This is a genomic window from Terriglobales bacterium (genome assembly GCA_035487355.1).
Classification (GTDB): domain Bacteria; phylum Acidobacteriota; class Terriglobia; order Terriglobales; family Acidobacteriaceae; genus QIAW01.
The window spans coordinates 53,800-68,862 of record DATHMF010000093.1; the positions used below are offsets into that span (position 1 = coordinate 53,800).

The following is a 15,063-nucleotide window of genomic DNA, read 5'->3' on the forward strand; positions in this document are numbered from 1 at the left end:
TCACTCACGGCACTAGCTGCTAGTGCACCATATTTCCTCGATATGTCATTGATTACTAGTAACTTAGTTTCAATAAGGCTATTTCAGCAAGTGCGGTCTTCTGAGAACTGAGAACTCTCCTTTACCGACGACTGAGGACTCTCTGAAGGGCGAAGCCGGGTTGCTAAGGACTCACTTGACGGCACTACCTTGCTAGTGCACCATATTTCTTGGATATGCCATTGATTATAAGTGACTTAGTATCTATAAGACCTATTTCAGCAAGGGGGGTCTTCTGAGAACCAAGAACTGTTCTTTAGCTTGTAGCCTGGCTACGGATGTGGCGGATGGCGTTTTTGCCTTGATGTTTGACCGTGTACATGAGTTCGTCTGCCTTTTGCACCATCTGCTCGGCGCTCTCGGGCGCCACTTCATAGGTCACCAGGCCCATGCTGAAGGTGACCGGCGAGCCCTTTTCCTGCATGGCGGAGGTCAGCAGGCGATGCAGCTTGGTGATCACGAAGGCAGCCGCGGCGTGGCCAGACTCGGGGAGCAGCAGCGCAAACTCATCTCCTCCCAACCGGGCGGCAAAATCCTCGGCGCGCAGATTGTTTTGCAAGACGCTGGCAACGCTGACCAGCAGTTGATCGCCGGCCTCATGGCCACTGGTATCGTTGACCTGCTTGAAGTTGTCGAGGTCAATGTAGGCCAAGCTTAAAGGACGAGTATAACGAATGGCGCGCTTTCGTTCCGATTCGGCCCTTTCATAAAAGGCGCGGCGGTTGGCCAAACCGGTAAGAGCGTCGCAGCGCGCGAGTTTCCTCTCGGCTTCGATCCGCGCCTCCTGGCTTTCATGAAGCTTCTTCTGCATCTCTATCGTCTGAGTAATATCCTGGGCATGGCCCAACACATACGGAGCGGTGCCGGGTTCCTGGAACAGGCGGTTGGTGAAATACCAGATGTGCTTCTCCCCTTTGCTGTCCACGACGGCCATATTTCCTTTAGCAATCTGCTTTTGCTCGATCTCTTTCAGATAGAGGTCAAATTCGGGCCTGGCCCAGTGAATCATCATGTCTCGAAGGTTTTTTCCAATGCATTCCTCCACCGTATACTGCAGACCCCGGGCAGCAGCCGGGTTAATGGAAAGTATTTTGCCTTCCAGATCATGGGTGCAAATCAGGGCTGTGCTGTTTTCTACCAGGTTGCGATAGCGCTCCTGGGCAACAATAAGACGCTCTTGAAAAGAGACGATTCGCTCGGCCACCAAGAGCCGTGCTTCCAGTTCACCAGGGTCCGGAGGTTTGCAAATGTAGTCGTCGGCCCCCGAACCAAGACCTTCAATGATATGTTGCGGTTCATTCTTGGCGGTAAGCAGCAAGATGTAAGTGTAATGGCGCCGGTTGAGGCGCCGCACCCGGCGGCAAAGTTCAATGCCTTCCACTCCGGGCATGATCCAATCGAGAATGGCGATAGTGGGGGCGTCGCCGTACTGCAATAGATCCCAGGCCTCAGATCCATCTGACGCTAACGAGACATCGTATCCCCATCTCTCCATGAAGCGCCGCAGCAGCTCCCGAACGACAGCGCTGTCATCCGCCACAATTACGCGGAGTGGCCCAGTCGAGCGATTGAGCCGTGTCTCTCCCGAGGCCCCGGTTGAACCCGACCTGGAGTCAGTAGACATGCTGGACCAAAATATAGTGCATATTAGCACTGTTTTCTTCCGTTCTCGGTTCTCAGTTCTCAGCGATTGCTCAGGATGTCAACAAGTCTGAGCTATACTCCCGCCTATAGCAGCATGCTGCGCTCCGTTCTATAATTGTTCTTCAAGCTTAGACACTGAAAGCCGGTAAAATTGTTTGCATACGATTTTGGCAGCCAGCGTCTAAATGAAACACTGACCAGGCGAGGAGTCCCGGGAATGCCCATCAAAAAAAGCGAAAAAATATGGCACAACGGAAAGTTTATTAATTGGGATGATGCCAAGTTGCACGTCATGTCCCACGTGATCCACTATGGCACTTCGGTCTTTGAGGGGGTTCGATGTTATGCCCTGCCATCAGGGTCGGGAATCTTCCGCGCCCACGAGCACGCCCAGCGCCTGCTGGATTCAGCCAAAATCTATCGCATTGACGTGGAGTACAGCCGCGAAGATTTGGTAGCCGCCATGGTAGATCTCGTGAAGACGAACGGGGTCACACCTTGCTACATACGTCCGATCGTATTGCGTGGTTATGGTGATGCCGGGGTCTCGCCATTTAATTGCCCCGCCGAGGTTTACATCATCAACTACGAATGGGGACGCTATCTCGGCCACGGCAGTGATGAGGGCGTGGATGTTTGCGTCTCATCGTGGAACCGGCTCGCGCCCAATACCCTGCCGGCCATGGCCAAGGCAGGCGCCAATTACATGAACTCGCAGCTTATTAAGATGGAAGCTATTCTCAACGGCTACGTAGAAGGCATTGCCCTCGATGTGAATGGCTACGTGAGCGAAGGTTCGGGCGAAAATATTTTCCTGGTGCGCCAGGGCTCACTCTACACCGGACCGCTGGGCAACTCGGTGCTGCCCGGCATTACGCGCGATTCCGTGCTGCGCATCGCCAAAGACAAGGGTATTCCCGTGGTTGAGCAGATGATCCCGCGCGAGATGCTGTACATCGCTGACGAACTCTTCTTCACCGGCACCGCAGCCGAGATCACTGCCATCCGCTCGGTAGATAAGATCAGCATCAACAAGGGCGACGTCGGCCCGATTACCAAGGCCCTGCAAAAAGAGTTCTTCGGCATCGTGAACGGCACAGCGCCCGACCGCTTCAACTGGCTTACCCCTGTTCCCATTAGCGTGAAGCAGCCGGTCGGCGTGTAAGATCAATTCCCCGCGAGGGGCTTGCATGAAAGTATTTAACCCTCACTTCGATTTGGGTGAACAAGAGTGCGCCTGTGCACCCAGCACTGGAGTTCACCCGAAACCACTAACCAACGAACTCCCGAAAATACTAATTTAAGGAGAGATCATTATGAGCACTGCCGTAGCACCTTCCACTGATTTCGCAACTGGTTTTCGTGAGATGTTACTCGATGACTACACCCGGAAAGAAATGCCTACAACCAAAGCTGTGATTGACGCTATTCCCGAAAGCAGAAAGGAATACCGGCCTGATCCTAAAGCGCGCAGCGCCGGTCAATTGGCTTGGCACCTGGCTAACAGCGAGGTCTGGTTCCTGAAAGGAATTGCGGACCTGCAATTTCCCGACCCTACCGCCTTTGAAAAAGACACGCCAAAAACCATCGCGGAAATCTCACAGTGGTACGAGACCAACGCCAAGAAGGAACTGGAACGCCTGCGCAAATTAAGCCCGGAACAACTGGCGACCCCCGTTGATTTCTTCGGCGCCTTCAAGATGCCGGCCTTCGCCTATCTACTGTTCCAGAGCCGGCACTCCTGCCATCATCGCGGCCAGCTCGCGTCTTACCTGCGTCCCATGGGCTCCAAGTGCCCTGACATCTACGGCGGCAGCTACGACTTCCCCTGGAAGGGATAAACTTCGAACACATCGCACGAAAGAAGACGGTCCGATCGTAGAGACGTAGCATGCTACGTCTCTACACTTTTAGTGCGTCCGCTCAGATGGCATCAGTGCAACGTTGTCAGGCTTGCCTTCCACCACACCCACGGTATGCTGCCTATCGCGATAATGTTCCAGGCAAGCAGAGCGAAGCTCATCTGGCGAGGAGTGTAAGGCCGGTCACGCCAAAAGACAGTCGCATCGAGCAGGAACCATAGGGCACTGGCCAGCAGAAAGCTGCTCAGGAAGATATCGTGAAAGCAAACAAACACCAGGGCACATTCGGCGGCGAGCAAGGCAGCGATCAGAAATTTGGTGGGCACGCGTCCAATCACGGTGGCCGTGGTGCGGCGGCCGCTGGCGCGGTCAGGCTCGATATCCATGATTTCGCCGAACAGGTGTGCGTGCATGGCGAACATGACGCTAAACAGCATGGCCAGCCAGGGCAGTTGCGGAGCGCGGTTCAGCCAACTGCTGAGCACAAACACCAGCAAATATCCGCTCTGGTTCAGCAGCTCAAGCGGCGGGCGGCCCTTCCAGCCGTAGCGCGGCCAGTTGTAAAGCATGCCACCAATCAAAATCGATCCGGCAAAAAACAGCAGTACTCTGGCCCCTGCGAAATAAAGGAAGGCGAGCAGAAACGGTACTTGCACCAGCGCCATCGCCAACGGCAGTTTGTGCAACTGCTCACGCGATCCGCGCGCGCCGAACAGGAAAGTCCCTTTGCGGGGATTGATGCTGTCAATCTCGAAATCAACGTAGTCATTCCAGCCGTACAACAGCAATCCCAGGGGAAATGTGCAGTACAGCGCGCCAAGCCAGAAGGCCGCCGAATGAAATACGTTCCTCTGCCCCAGCGGCAGCAGATAAAACCACACTTGGGTGGACCAAAGTCCGGGCCGCGAGGCCTGCAGAATGAAAATCAAATCGGAAAAACGGGAGCGGGTTTCAGGCTGGTGGGCAAGTGTGGCGGCAGTTGCGGGCATCAGTTCTCAGCTCCCAGTGTACAGGCGCCGGTTGCCGGGGCGAAGGACAATAATTTTGAACACTGATCTCGGCACAGTCCCTTTATTGTTCCGGCGTCGTCTGAGGCTGCGCTTTCGACTTTGATGCAGACGAGTCTTTTTCAAAAAATTGGGGGAACTTGTCGCGCAATTTGGGTGTAATGCGATAGCCCGCATCTTCGAACGCGTCCCCAAAATCGTTGCGTTCGCCGCCCCCGCGCCCAACGTGGCAGAGGATGCACTTCCCGCGCAGCTCTGCTTTGGCGTATGGATCGCGGTTGTAGCGGTCCATGAAGGCAGGCTTGGCTGAAGCAGGTTCAACCAGGAAGCCCGTCTTCATAAATCCAAACACAGCAATCCCGGTGAATGCGGCGATCAGAATTGTTCGCAATCTCGGGCTCAACATATACCTTCCGTCTTCCATCTAGAATACATAAGCCACTGAGCCGGTGAATCCATTCTTTCCATACTCGAGATGGGGCAGCGGACTGACGCCAAAATTTGCGCCTCCGACTGCTGCCGTCACTCTCGGAACCGGTCCGAAGCTGTGGTTGAAAAGATAATTCATCTTGAAAATTACACTCGCGGTGGGAGCAACATTAAACCCGATAGACGTGCGTGAACGGTTGAGATAAAAATTTGGGATGGTACGGTCCAGACGCACCACTTCGTATCGGAACACCGGCGCAATGTAAGAGCCTTCATCGAACCCAAATTTCTTAGTCAGGAAGCGCGGAGAAAACTGATAGGCACCTTCCACGTAAAAGCCATCCTGTCCCGGGGAACGTTGTGCCACAAACTGCGCCAAGGCGTTCACGGTTGCCGGGTCATTTGGGTCAACGACCGGAGGCGCCGGGCTCCTGCGCGGAATCCCCCCACCCACGATGTTGGAGTGCGCATATTCTCCATTGATCGCCAGCGGCCCATGATGATAGGAGCCATCCAGGAACACGATCGTCGCCGATTGCGACGGGTCTCCCAGTTGACTGAACTTCCCGTTATAGACTGAACCGCCAAACTCCAGACCCGAGATCGGGGATATTCCAATGCGGCTGGCTACAGCTTTCGTGCGATTGGTGGACTGAAAGGCGATGCGACCCGGTTCAGCGGCGGAGGACTGCCCCAGCAACCTGGAGAAGGGGGTTGGAGTGCCATCGGCATTCAAACCCTGCATTCCGTTCAACACATCGGCTTCGTAGCTCAGTTTCATCTTGTGAGGCAAGGTGATACGGCCTCGAACTCCCATGCCGGCATCGCGATAGGCAGTAGGAACAATAAACTGGTTGATGAGCGGCCGTATGGTCAGCAGATTCAGGTTGGAATCATGATAAACGTTGAACCGGCCCAGCGCAGGCACGAAGATTCCGCCCCGGAAAGCGAATTCGGGGCGCACTTTCCATTCGACGAAAGCCTGCTCCAAATCAATTTCGCGCGACCCAAACTCATATTCAATCTCAGAGTTGAAGACGATGTTTTGTCTCTCGGCCAGCACGGCGGCAACCCCCAGCACAAAGCGCGTGTTCTGAAATGTTGGCGTACCGCCGCCGTCGGCGCGCTCGCTGATCGAAGATTCGCGAAACTGGAAGTCGCCATACCCGCCAATCGTGATCCGGTCGGTGCGAAGAAGATTTCCCGCTCCCGATAAATCTCCGCCTTGCGCCTTGGTGGCTATGGCGATGCGGGGATTTTCAGGCACAGCCGTGGATTGGGTTGTGCCTGTACCGTATTGCAGCGTCTCAGAAGTTTGCTGCGAGGGTTGTTGAGCAGTGCCTTCCTGTGGCTTTGCCTGCGATTCGATAATGGCTTCCAGGCGCTCGATCTGGACTTTTAAGGTCTTGACTTCGTTTTTTACTTCCTGGAGTTCAGACTTCGATGCGGTCCCCTCAGACGCTTCGCTCGCCTGCGCGGTTGCGTCGGCAACTCCTGAACTTGCACCTGGCCCATTGGGCAATGCAAAAACATTGCCACTCAAACTCAATAAAAATAAGAATGTGCTGATTGTGCGCAAGATTGACGGAGGAAAGAACCTGCGGCCCTTCTTGCTACGGCACAAAGAATCTGATAAGAAAAGAACAGCGCGGTATTGTCCAGGCATATCCACCTTGGCTTTCTGCGTTTTCAGGGCTTTCGCCGTTGCTGCGGCGGGAGCCCGTTCTATTTGGATTTTTGATTCCTACTTGCAACTGGTTTGCAAGTAGAAGTATTACAAATCAGCCTTGCTGTTCTGTCAATATATCGGGCAAAGATTTTGTTGCAGACTTATTGCAACACAGTTGCAATAAGAGAAGGGATGGGCTTTATCCCGATGTTGAACCGGCTATGGCTGCATGGAACTGCAATTTCCAGGATTGAATCGCATTCCCGGGATGCAACTGCAGGTGCCAGCCTATGGTTTGCCAGTGAAACCTAACGTCTACACTTGCAACACTGTTGCAAATGATTTTATATTTAAGATCAGATTCGATGCTTCTGTCAACGTACTGAGCAACATGTCGTTACAGAATGAACGCCACCGCTCGACGCAAGACCCCAAAAGGAGAACTGCTTTGCCTTTACCTCAGACCGAAACCCCCGGACGCTTGCATGATGAACTGATGGCCCGCGGAATTCGTCTCACCCGCCAACGCCGGACGATTCTCAGCATCATTGAAACCGCCAGCCAGCACCTGGATGCCGGCCAAATTCTACGGAAAGCCAAGAGGACCGACCCGGCAATAGACCGCGTAACCGTGTATCGCACCATAGGACTACTGAAGCGCCACGGATTAGTGGATGAGCTGGACCTAATGCATGTGCAAGGCGAGCGCCACTTTTATGAGCGCCGCACCCAACGTGATCACCTGCATATGACATGTCTGCGTTGCGGTAAAGTCACGGAATTTGAAAGCCTTTTATTTGAAAAGCTCAAGCATCAGGTGGAAAGAGAATGCCGGTTCCGTGTCGCCGTGGCCAGGCTGGAAATCGGGGGTTACTGCCCCAAGTGCCGCACGTAGTCAGCCGGCAGTCATCAGTCGTTCGTCCTCAGGATTGGCCGGAAGCCGATTTGTCAGCGACAGATCCATCGGTATCCAACGGTATGTACCGTAGCAATCTGCTTGGAGTCGGCCCCGAGATCAGACAGCTTTTTTCGTAACTGCACAATGAATTGATCAAGCGCTCGAGTTGTTCCGTAGTACTCATAGCCCCAAATCTCGTTGAGAATGCGGTCCCGCGAGAGCACTTCGCCGGGGTGGCTGATAAAAAGCTGGAAGAGCTTTACCTCCCGTCCCGAAAGCGGAACCGATTTTTTACCGCGCTTGAGTTCCAGGGTCTTGAGATCAAGCGTGCAATCCCCGAAGGTCACGCTGCCACCATCGGAAGAATGGGATGGGCGGTTTCGCCGCAGTAGCGCATGCACCCGTGCGGTCAGCTCGCGCAAACCGAAGGGTTTGGTCATGTAGTCATCGGCGCCTAAATCCAGGCCAATGACCTTATCCATCTCCTGGCCTTTGGCGGTAAGCATAAGAACCAGCCCCTGATACGCCTGGGCGCGGAGCTGCTTGCAAACCTCATAACCACTCAGGCCGGGCAGCATAATATCAAGCACGATGAGGCTGGGCCGGTGCTTCTCCACTGCCGCCAGAGCAAGATCGCCCCGCGCACAGGCTTCGACCGCGAAGCCCTCGCTGGTGAGAAGTTCAACCAGACCGAAGCGGATATTGGTGTCATCCTCGACCACCAGTATTTTCGTGTTGGCTGTGGTTTTCATCTGTCTTTGAATCGAACGTTTTCATTGGGCTTGTCATTCGACTGCGCCGCTGTGCTCAACGGCACCGTCAGCGTAAAGCAACTGCCACCACCGGCGCGAGGCGAATAGGTTACATCTCCGCCGTTGTCCCTCGCCATGCGCCGCGCCAGGGTGAGTCCCAGTCCCGAACCTGATACACCGCTGGCGAGAGAATCATCCAGGCGATGAAATGGCTGAAAGATTGCATCAAGCTTCTTAGGCGGAATGCCCGGCCCGCGGTCGAGCACATCAACACAACCAGAACCGGAGGAACCAAGTTGCTTCTCCCAGCGCACGCGGACAAGAATTTCATGCCCTCCATATTTTTCCGCATTGGAGAGAAGGTTAAGAACAACTTGCGCCAGGGCGTCGCGATCGGCGACGAGCGGCAGCGCTTCGGCTGTGTTATCCAGCGTAATTTCAAAGCCCAACGCAACCCCGACAGTTTCGAGGTGAGGCCGGCAGGTATCAACGACCTCACGCACAATTTCAACCAGGTCGCAACTACGGCGTTCGCCTGAAGGCGCGCCGCGCTCCATGCGCGCAAAATCGAGCACATTGTTGATGAGCCGCGTCAGACGCGCAGACTCCGCCGAGATGATGCGCAGATAGTTGGCTTGGCGATCAGGCTCGGCCACGCGGCCCTCGGCCAGCATGTCGGCAAACATCCGGATAGAAGTCAGGGGCGTTTTGAGTTCGTGCGAAACATTGCTGACGAAGTCGGTCTTCTGCTGGGCGAGAAGCATTTTGCGGCGAACGTCGGCTGCCATGAGCCAGCCTCCGAAAACAATGGCGGCCATCAGGGCCAAGACAATGAACCCCAAGGTGAATTGCAAAGTAGAGGCCGAGCGATTGATCTGCTGGGGGTCTACCAGATAGAGGGCAGCCTCCCAGTGGGGCAGTGCTTCGCCTATTTCGGTAGCGACAAACGGATGTTTCCAGTCTGCTTTAAAACCAGCCTTGGAAAGCGCAACCGGGTTTCCCCGGTCATCGAGAAGAGCAAGGCAATAGGTGGCATCAGCGTTGCGATGAAGCTCGGGCGACTGCAACAGGGGCTGCAGGCTGCGAATCAGGTTCGGCTGGCTGATCTGCGCCCCGAAGACCAGCGATCCCGCCGTGGGAGGGCGATACCACACCATTAAGCGCAGCTTGTCTTCGAGAAAGCGGGCCAGGGCACCGGTACTTTCTGTACCGATGACTCGGCGAAAGTCGGATTCGGCCGGAACCGCCGTTGAAACTGTGCTCTGCTGGGGCAAAAAATTCTTTTGTGGTATGACCTGGCGTTGCACTTGTTCCGCCTGTGCCATCTCGTTGCCGGATTGGACGCTTTGTTGCGCAGCGTTTCGTAACTGTGTGACATCCGCAGAGCGCATGGCTTGTTGCTGAACCTGCGCCATCTGCGCCTCATTCCCAGATTGGGCCTCTGGCGGAGGAGCTGTCTGAGCTTGCTGGGCTTCCTGGGCGTGGATAAGCTGCCGCTGAACCTGCTCCATCCGCCGATTCGCCCCGATCTGCTGCGGTATCGTCTGAGGTGGAGGTGCATTCTGCGCTTGCATCTGAGGCGGAGGGGCATTCACTGCGTTGTTCACGTTTTGTGTTGCGTTGGCCGACGCGGCCTGCTGCGGATATTGTGAAAATACGGGCACATTTTCACGGTTGCCGAGAAAGAGGCTGTTTTCCGTGCGAAACGTCTTAGCGACAGTCCCCTGATTGGGCGTGGGAGAATAGATGGTTCCATTCAGGTCTACCGCAAAACCGATCTCCGCCAGGTTCCAGTTGCTTTGCAGTTCATGGTTGAAATTCTTGGCCAACGTACTCGGAGATGAACTTTTTTGTAAAAGTTGTTGGGTTGTTTGTACAAAAGCCGAGCGTGAGCCATCCAGTTGGCCCTGGACTTTCTTGGCCAGCGCATCAGTAATATCCTGGCTGATGATTGCCTGCTGGTGTTCCAGCAGTACTTGCTGATCGCGCGCCGAGCGCACCGCCAGCCAGGCCAGCGCAAGGCTGGGCAACAAGATGGCGGCAAGAAAAATCCAGGCGGAGCGGCGCATTAGGAACAAACCTTCGCTGTGGTCCCGGTCACATCTTAATCCTATGTTGCAAGCGCAGCTCCGCCAAGAGTTTTTGTCACCTCGTTGCAGAAAGTGTCCCTAATTGCTTCTCTCCATTTTCATCAATTGCAGCAAAGACGTCTTTGGGCGCGAAACCCAACCATGGGTCTTGGCGGGGAGTCAGGAAAATCCCGGCATAGACCCAGTCGTTGATCTGCCCCAGCGACAAGGACTGCGTATTCGGACGGGCAAGAAAAGACAGTATTTTCGTGCGGCGCATATAGTTATTTTGCACCGTATCGAGGGAAACCGTGCGGCTCAAGCTGGAGAACAACCGCATCATTGGACTTTCGACCATCGCTTTGCTTACGGCCACACGTGCTGCCACGGGAGCGCTGGGGAATTTTCTGGCCATCAACTCGCGCACACCGCCATCAAAGGTCGCGTCATTAACGTGCAGTTGCGCCAGTTCTAGCCACTTCTGATCATCCATGCTGTGTTCGAGAGTTTCTGCGGTCAGCGCCTTGCTCGACGGCACGGTCGCATGGATGGCCGCCAGATCAGTAGCCCATGCTTGCAAGAGACGGGCTTGGGTTGATTTCATATGCTCCGCGTAGTCGGCGGTTCCCTTGCCACGAGCTTCTTTCACCACATCGGCCGCCTGTCGCAGCTCGGCGGTAAAAACCGGCGCACTGTAGAGACCAGGCAAGGCATCCACGATCTTGCCGTCCGAATCCAGAATGTAGTGGATGCTGTTGCCGGTGATGGTGCGCTGCAACGTGCGTCCGTCCCCAAAATCAATGGTCACCCGCGGCGCCGGGCGTACCGATTCCCAATGCAGGATGAACCCATTCTTCAAGAGCTGGTTAATTTCTGCGCTGGGATAGAGCGTGGTACGGAAGAAACGGCTATTGGCGCAGCTTAGGTCTTCATCCAGACGGCCGAGCAGGCGCAACGACAGGATAGGGCGTCCCGATGTCCGCGCCGCCGCTTTGGCCTTCTCGAAATCGGTATACCAGTACAAACCGCTGGCGTAATCATCGTACTGGCCGCTTACCCGGTCCAGTGCCGCGGCAATTCTCTTCCAGCGCTCATCGCCCGGCACGTCGATTCCATGCCCATGCGCAAAAATCTCCCTGGCAAAGCGCTGTTCGAGCAACTCGAGGCCCTGCGGTCCAATTTGGCGCAGTTGGCCTTGAGCTTTTTGAGCAACACTTCGGTCGGCTGATATTGATTGCTCCACCCAATCCGCGGGATGGTCTGCGGTTTGGGCAGAGGCTGCAATGTTGAAAATGACAATCAGAACACTACACGCGAGAAAGGAAAAGTTTTTCATGCGGCCATGGTGCCGCTTTTGGTGAAGTGGGTTGTCAGAAACCCCTGCGAAATTTGTAAGAAAAATGTATGGCTCTCACATAATTTCCAAGAAAAGCCCGACTCACTTGCCGGCGTGATCGATTTCAAATTGTATGAGGGTCTTGAGTTGGTCGTAGGGAATACCGGCGAGGCCGAGCACTCTTCGTCCGTTGATGAATACGGTTGGCGTTTGGTTGACATCTAAAGATTGCCCTAAATCCAGCGACTTCTTCACCCTGGCCTCGGCCAGCGGTGCTGCAGCACATGCGGCCACCTTCTGCGCGTCCAGGCCTGCTGCGGTAGCGAGTTCTTTCAGCTTGTCATCAGCCGTAGCCACGTTAATACTGTCCTGGTCCGCAAAAATGCTGTCTGTATATTTCCAGAAAGCATCGTTGTTGTTCATATGGGCGGCGCAGTCGGAATACTCGGCGGCCTTCAACGCCCAGGGATGCAGCGTCGCCGGAAGCGGGAACTGCTGGAAGACATAACGGACTTGGGGAAAATCGGCCGCTAACTTTTCCACGATGGGTTGGGCGGCCTTGCAATGCGGGCACTGCAAGTCGCTGAATTCAACGATGGAAATGGCCGGTGTCTGTGGACCGCGCGTGGGACCGTCGGCAGCCTGCAGCTTGGCCCTGGCGGGCGCAAAAGGATCCGCCCCAAAAGGAATCATTTCGCCAATAATCGCGTTCTGTCCATCAGGAGAGAGATATATGTGGTTGGCTGTCTGTTTGTTGATGGAAACAATGACCTCCGGAACGCCCATTACGGCCGAAGGCTGAATGGCCAGAATTTCCCACGAGGCCCCCGGATCGTAACCCAGGGTACGCTTCAAGGCGGCATCAACTTCATCTTTGCTGGGAAGCTTGGTATCAGTGGTGCTGGCAGAAGCGTGCGTTTTAGTCCCGAGTGTCGGTGCCGGAGACTGGGCGGAAACGAAGCCGAGCAAAAGAAAAACAATTGCAACAGTGGCGATGAGTTTGTTCATAAGATTTATACCGGCACTGATGATACATGTTTTGCAGCCTGCTGTTCACCTTCTGCAAAACTGATCTGCCACTTTTATGGATGCGGTGAGTTGTGTTTGCATTCATCATCCGTAATCAGCCGGGCTGCTTTTTCGAAGCGCAGATAGGCCCAGAGCCACTCCACGAGCACCACCAGGCGGTTGCGGAAGCCAATGAGATAGAGAATATGGATGAACAGCCAGGCCATCCATGCAAGCAGGCCGGAGAGATGCAGTTTGCCCATCATGGCTACCGCGGCTGCGCGGCCGATGGTCGCCATGCTGCCCTTATCGAGGTAGACAAACGGCTTGCGCGATTCATGGCGTAAATCGCGGCTGATATTGCGGGCCACGTTGCTCCCCATCTGTATGGCAACCGGGGCCACGCCGGGCAGGGTCTTTCCTTCCGAGTCAATAAACCAGGCCAGATCGCCGACGACAAAAACTTCGGGACGGCCTGCGAGGTTGAGATATTGATTCACCAGCACGCGGCCGGCCTTGTCGGTTTTTTCTCCCAGCATGGCGCCCAACGGAGATGCTTTTACTCCCGCGGCCCAAAGTGTGACAGCAGATGGAATTTCCTCATCTCCCACTTTCACACTATGAGGAGTAACTTCGGTGACCATGGCTCCCGTGCGCACCTCGACTCCCAATTTTCGCAGTTGTTTTTCGGCGGACTGGGAAAGGTCCTCAGGATAGCTGGTGAGCACCCGGGGAGCGTATTCCAGCAGCAGAACGCGCGCGCTGCGGGGATCAATAAAGTGAAAATCACTCACCAGCACACGGCGCGAAATCTCAGCAATGGCGCCGGCCAGCTCCACTCCGGTAGGGCCGCCGCCCACGATCACAAAATTGAGCGGATCGTGCTTTCCAAACACCGCCTTCTTGCGCTCGGCCTCTTCAAAGGCCAGGAGAATGCGGCGGCGGATTTCCAGCGCATCTTCCACCGTCTTCAGGCCGGGGGCAAAGTGCTCCCATTCAGGATGCGCCAGGTAAGAGTGCGTGGCCCCGGTGGCGACGATGAGATAGTCGTAGGGCACACTCACGTTTTCCAGCTTGACGCTCTTATTCTCCAGATCGAAACCAACCGCCTCGGCCATAAACACCCTGATGTTCTTGTTACTGCGCACAATGCGCCGGATGGGCGACGCAATGTCACCAGGATTAAGGCCGGCTGTCGCTACCTGGTACAACAGCGGTTGAAAGGTGTGATGGTTCTTGCGGTCCACCAGAGTCACGCGCACCGGCAGCTTGCCCAGCGCACGCGCCGCATACAACCCTGCAAAACCTGCCCCCAGAATCACAACATGAGGGCGTGCTTCTTCATCGCTTCTGGTTTCAGGCATAACTTTCTATTCTATTGATTGATCAGATTAACCACAAAGGACACAAAGGAAACACGAAGAAATTCTTTTTTCAACCGCAGAGGCGCGGAGAAGTAGAGGATTTCGATTTTACAAGGTACGATTCGTGATTTGAGCCACTAGCAGCTAGAAGCTATCTCACTACTTCCATGGCCTGTTTACGCTCGCTGGCGTTCATGTTGCTCCACAGCGAAGAGCGGTACTGCTCAAGCCAGGTATTGTTGGGTTGCGCCCGCATGGCGCGGGAAAAATACCGATACGCGGAGACCTTGTCCGTGGCCACGCAATTGCCGGTAGCATACAACGCGCCCAGTTTGATCTGCGCGCGGGGATTCCCCAAGTCAGAGGCCTTACGCAGAATGCCGAGCGCCTGGTCGCAGTTGCGCGTCGCACCCTTGCCCTGCAGATAGCTTTCCGCCTGCCGCACGGGCTGTTCCAGGTCTACCGGCGGTTTGCTGGTCGCGACTTCATGTCCTACGCGAATTGGGTCGGCTTGCGGCACGCTCTTGGCCGGGGTAGAGACCTTCTGAGAAGCCGCGAGGTCTGAAGCGTTGGTTGGCCTGGCTTCTGCCCTGAGTTGAGTGTCTTGCGCTTGCTGGGGGACGCTCGCGGCGCCACTTCCGGTCGTTTCTTTCGTGGCAACGGTGCTATTCGCCGGTGGTGTAGTAGGGCTCGGTGGAGTCACATCATTATTCGCCTGTGATGTCGGCGCATGTTGGGACGCCTGCACCGGATGGCTGGAGCGCCATTGCAGAAACATCAAGCCAGCGGCGAAGGCCAGAATTACAAAAACAACAAAGATGCGCATGCCCCAGTTAGTCTTATACAGATCGTCAGAATTCTTGGCACGACCTGCGATCGGATCGTCATTCAACCCAAGAACTGACAGGCCGCTCACTCGTATTGGAGCGCTCGCTTGTAATCTTTTTTCGCCCGCCTGTAATCTTTCTAAGCCCGGCGCCTGTGTT

At 55.2% G+C, this 15,063-nt stretch carries 13 protein-coding genes; 3 read left to right on the forward strand and 10 right to left on the reverse strand.

The window, feature by feature from the left end; all coding sequences use genetic code 11:
• Positions 1-295 precede the first annotated feature (295 nt).
• Positions 296-1,663, reverse strand: a complete 1,368-nt coding sequence (locus VK738_17205) for a diguanylate cyclase (protein ID HTD24399.1) — start codon at positions 1,661-1,663, stop codon at positions 296-298.
• A 237-nt stretch (positions 1,664-1,900) separates the two neighbouring features.
• Between VK738_17205 and VK738_17210 the strand changes: the two genes are divergently transcribed.
• Positions 1,901-2,848 (forward strand): branched-chain amino acid transaminase, encoded by a 948-nt coding sequence (locus VK738_17210; GenBank protein HTD24400.1) that lies wholly within the window; start codon positions 1,901-1,903, stop codon positions 2,846-2,848.
• Between the two features lie 151 nt (positions 2,849-2,999).
• On the forward strand, positions 3,000-3,524 hold the full coding sequence (locus VK738_17215; protein ID HTD24401.1) for a DinB family protein: 525 nt from the start codon (positions 3,000-3,002) through the stop codon (positions 3,522-3,524).
• 92 nt (positions 3,525-3,616) lie between these two features.
• On the opposite strand, the gene VK738_17220 is transcribed toward VK738_17215, so the two are convergent.
• From VK738_17220 to VK738_17230, 3 genes are all read right to left on the reverse strand, one after another.
• Positions 3,617-4,534 carry a UbiA family prenyltransferase gene (locus VK738_17220; GenBank protein HTD24402.1) on the reverse strand — a complete coding sequence of 306 codons (918 nt, stop codon included), beginning with the start codon at positions 4,532-4,534 and terminating at the stop codon, positions 3,617-3,619.
• Between the two features lie 82 nt (positions 4,535-4,616).
• The gene (locus tag VK738_17225) at positions 4,617-4,943 is read right to left on the reverse strand and encodes a hypothetical protein (protein HTD24403.1); all 327 of its coding nucleotides are present in this window, start codon (positions 4,941-4,943) and stop codon (positions 4,617-4,619) included.
• Between the two features lie 33 nt (positions 4,944-4,976).
• Entirely contained in the window at positions 4,977-6,524 is a 1,548-nt protein-coding gene (locus VK738_17230) for a hypothetical protein (GenBank protein ID HTD24404.1), read from the reverse strand.
• Between the two features lie 574 nt (positions 6,525-7,098).
• Between VK738_17230 and VK738_17235 the strand changes: the two genes are divergently transcribed.
• The gene (locus VK738_17235; GenBank protein ID HTD24405.1) at positions 7,099-7,545 is read left to right on the forward strand and encodes a Fur family transcriptional regulator; all 447 of its coding nucleotides are present in this window, start codon (positions 7,099-7,101) and stop codon (positions 7,543-7,545) included.
• Positions 7,546-7,598: 53 nt separating this feature from the next.
• Here the strand turns inward: VK738_17235 and VK738_17240 are convergent, their stop codons facing one another.
• The 6 genes from VK738_17240 to VK738_17265 all read right to left on the reverse strand — a co-directional run bounded on the left by VK738_17240 (position 7,599) and on the right by VK738_17265 (position 14,993).
• Positions 7,599-8,300 carry a response regulator transcription factor gene (locus tag VK738_17240; protein ID HTD24406.1) on the reverse strand — a complete coding sequence of 234 codons (702 nt, stop codon included), beginning with the start codon at positions 8,298-8,300 and terminating at the stop codon, positions 7,599-7,601.
• Positions 8,297-10,369: an ATP-binding protein gene (locus VK738_17245; GenBank protein ID HTD24407.1), complete on the reverse strand. Its 2,073-nt coding sequence runs from the start codon at positions 10,367-10,369 to the stop codon at positions 8,297-8,299. Before VK738_17245 ends, VK738_17240 begins: the two co-directional genes overlap by 4 nt.
• 76 nt (positions 10,370-10,445) lie before the next feature.
• Positions 10,446-11,705, reverse strand: a complete 1,260-nt coding sequence (locus tag VK738_17250) for a hypothetical protein (GenBank protein HTD24408.1) — start codon at positions 11,703-11,705, stop codon at positions 10,446-10,448.
• A gap of 102 nt (positions 11,706-11,807) precedes the next feature.
• Positions 11,808-12,713, reverse strand: a complete 906-nt coding sequence (locus VK738_17255) for a thioredoxin domain-containing protein (protein ID HTD24409.1) — start codon at positions 12,711-12,713, stop codon at positions 11,808-11,810.
• 74 nt (positions 12,714-12,787) lie between these two features.
• Positions 12,788-14,077, reverse strand: coding sequence for an NAD(P)/FAD-dependent oxidoreductase (locus VK738_17260; GenBank protein ID HTD24410.1), 1,290 nt, complete (start codon positions 14,075-14,077; stop codon positions 12,788-12,790).
• A 151-nt stretch (positions 14,078-14,228) separates the two neighbouring features.
• A complete protein-coding gene (locus VK738_17265; protein ID HTD24411.1) occupies positions 14,229-14,993 on the reverse strand; it encodes a hypothetical protein in 765 nt (254 codons plus the stop codon).
• Between the last annotated feature and the right edge of the window lie 70 nt (positions 14,994-15,063).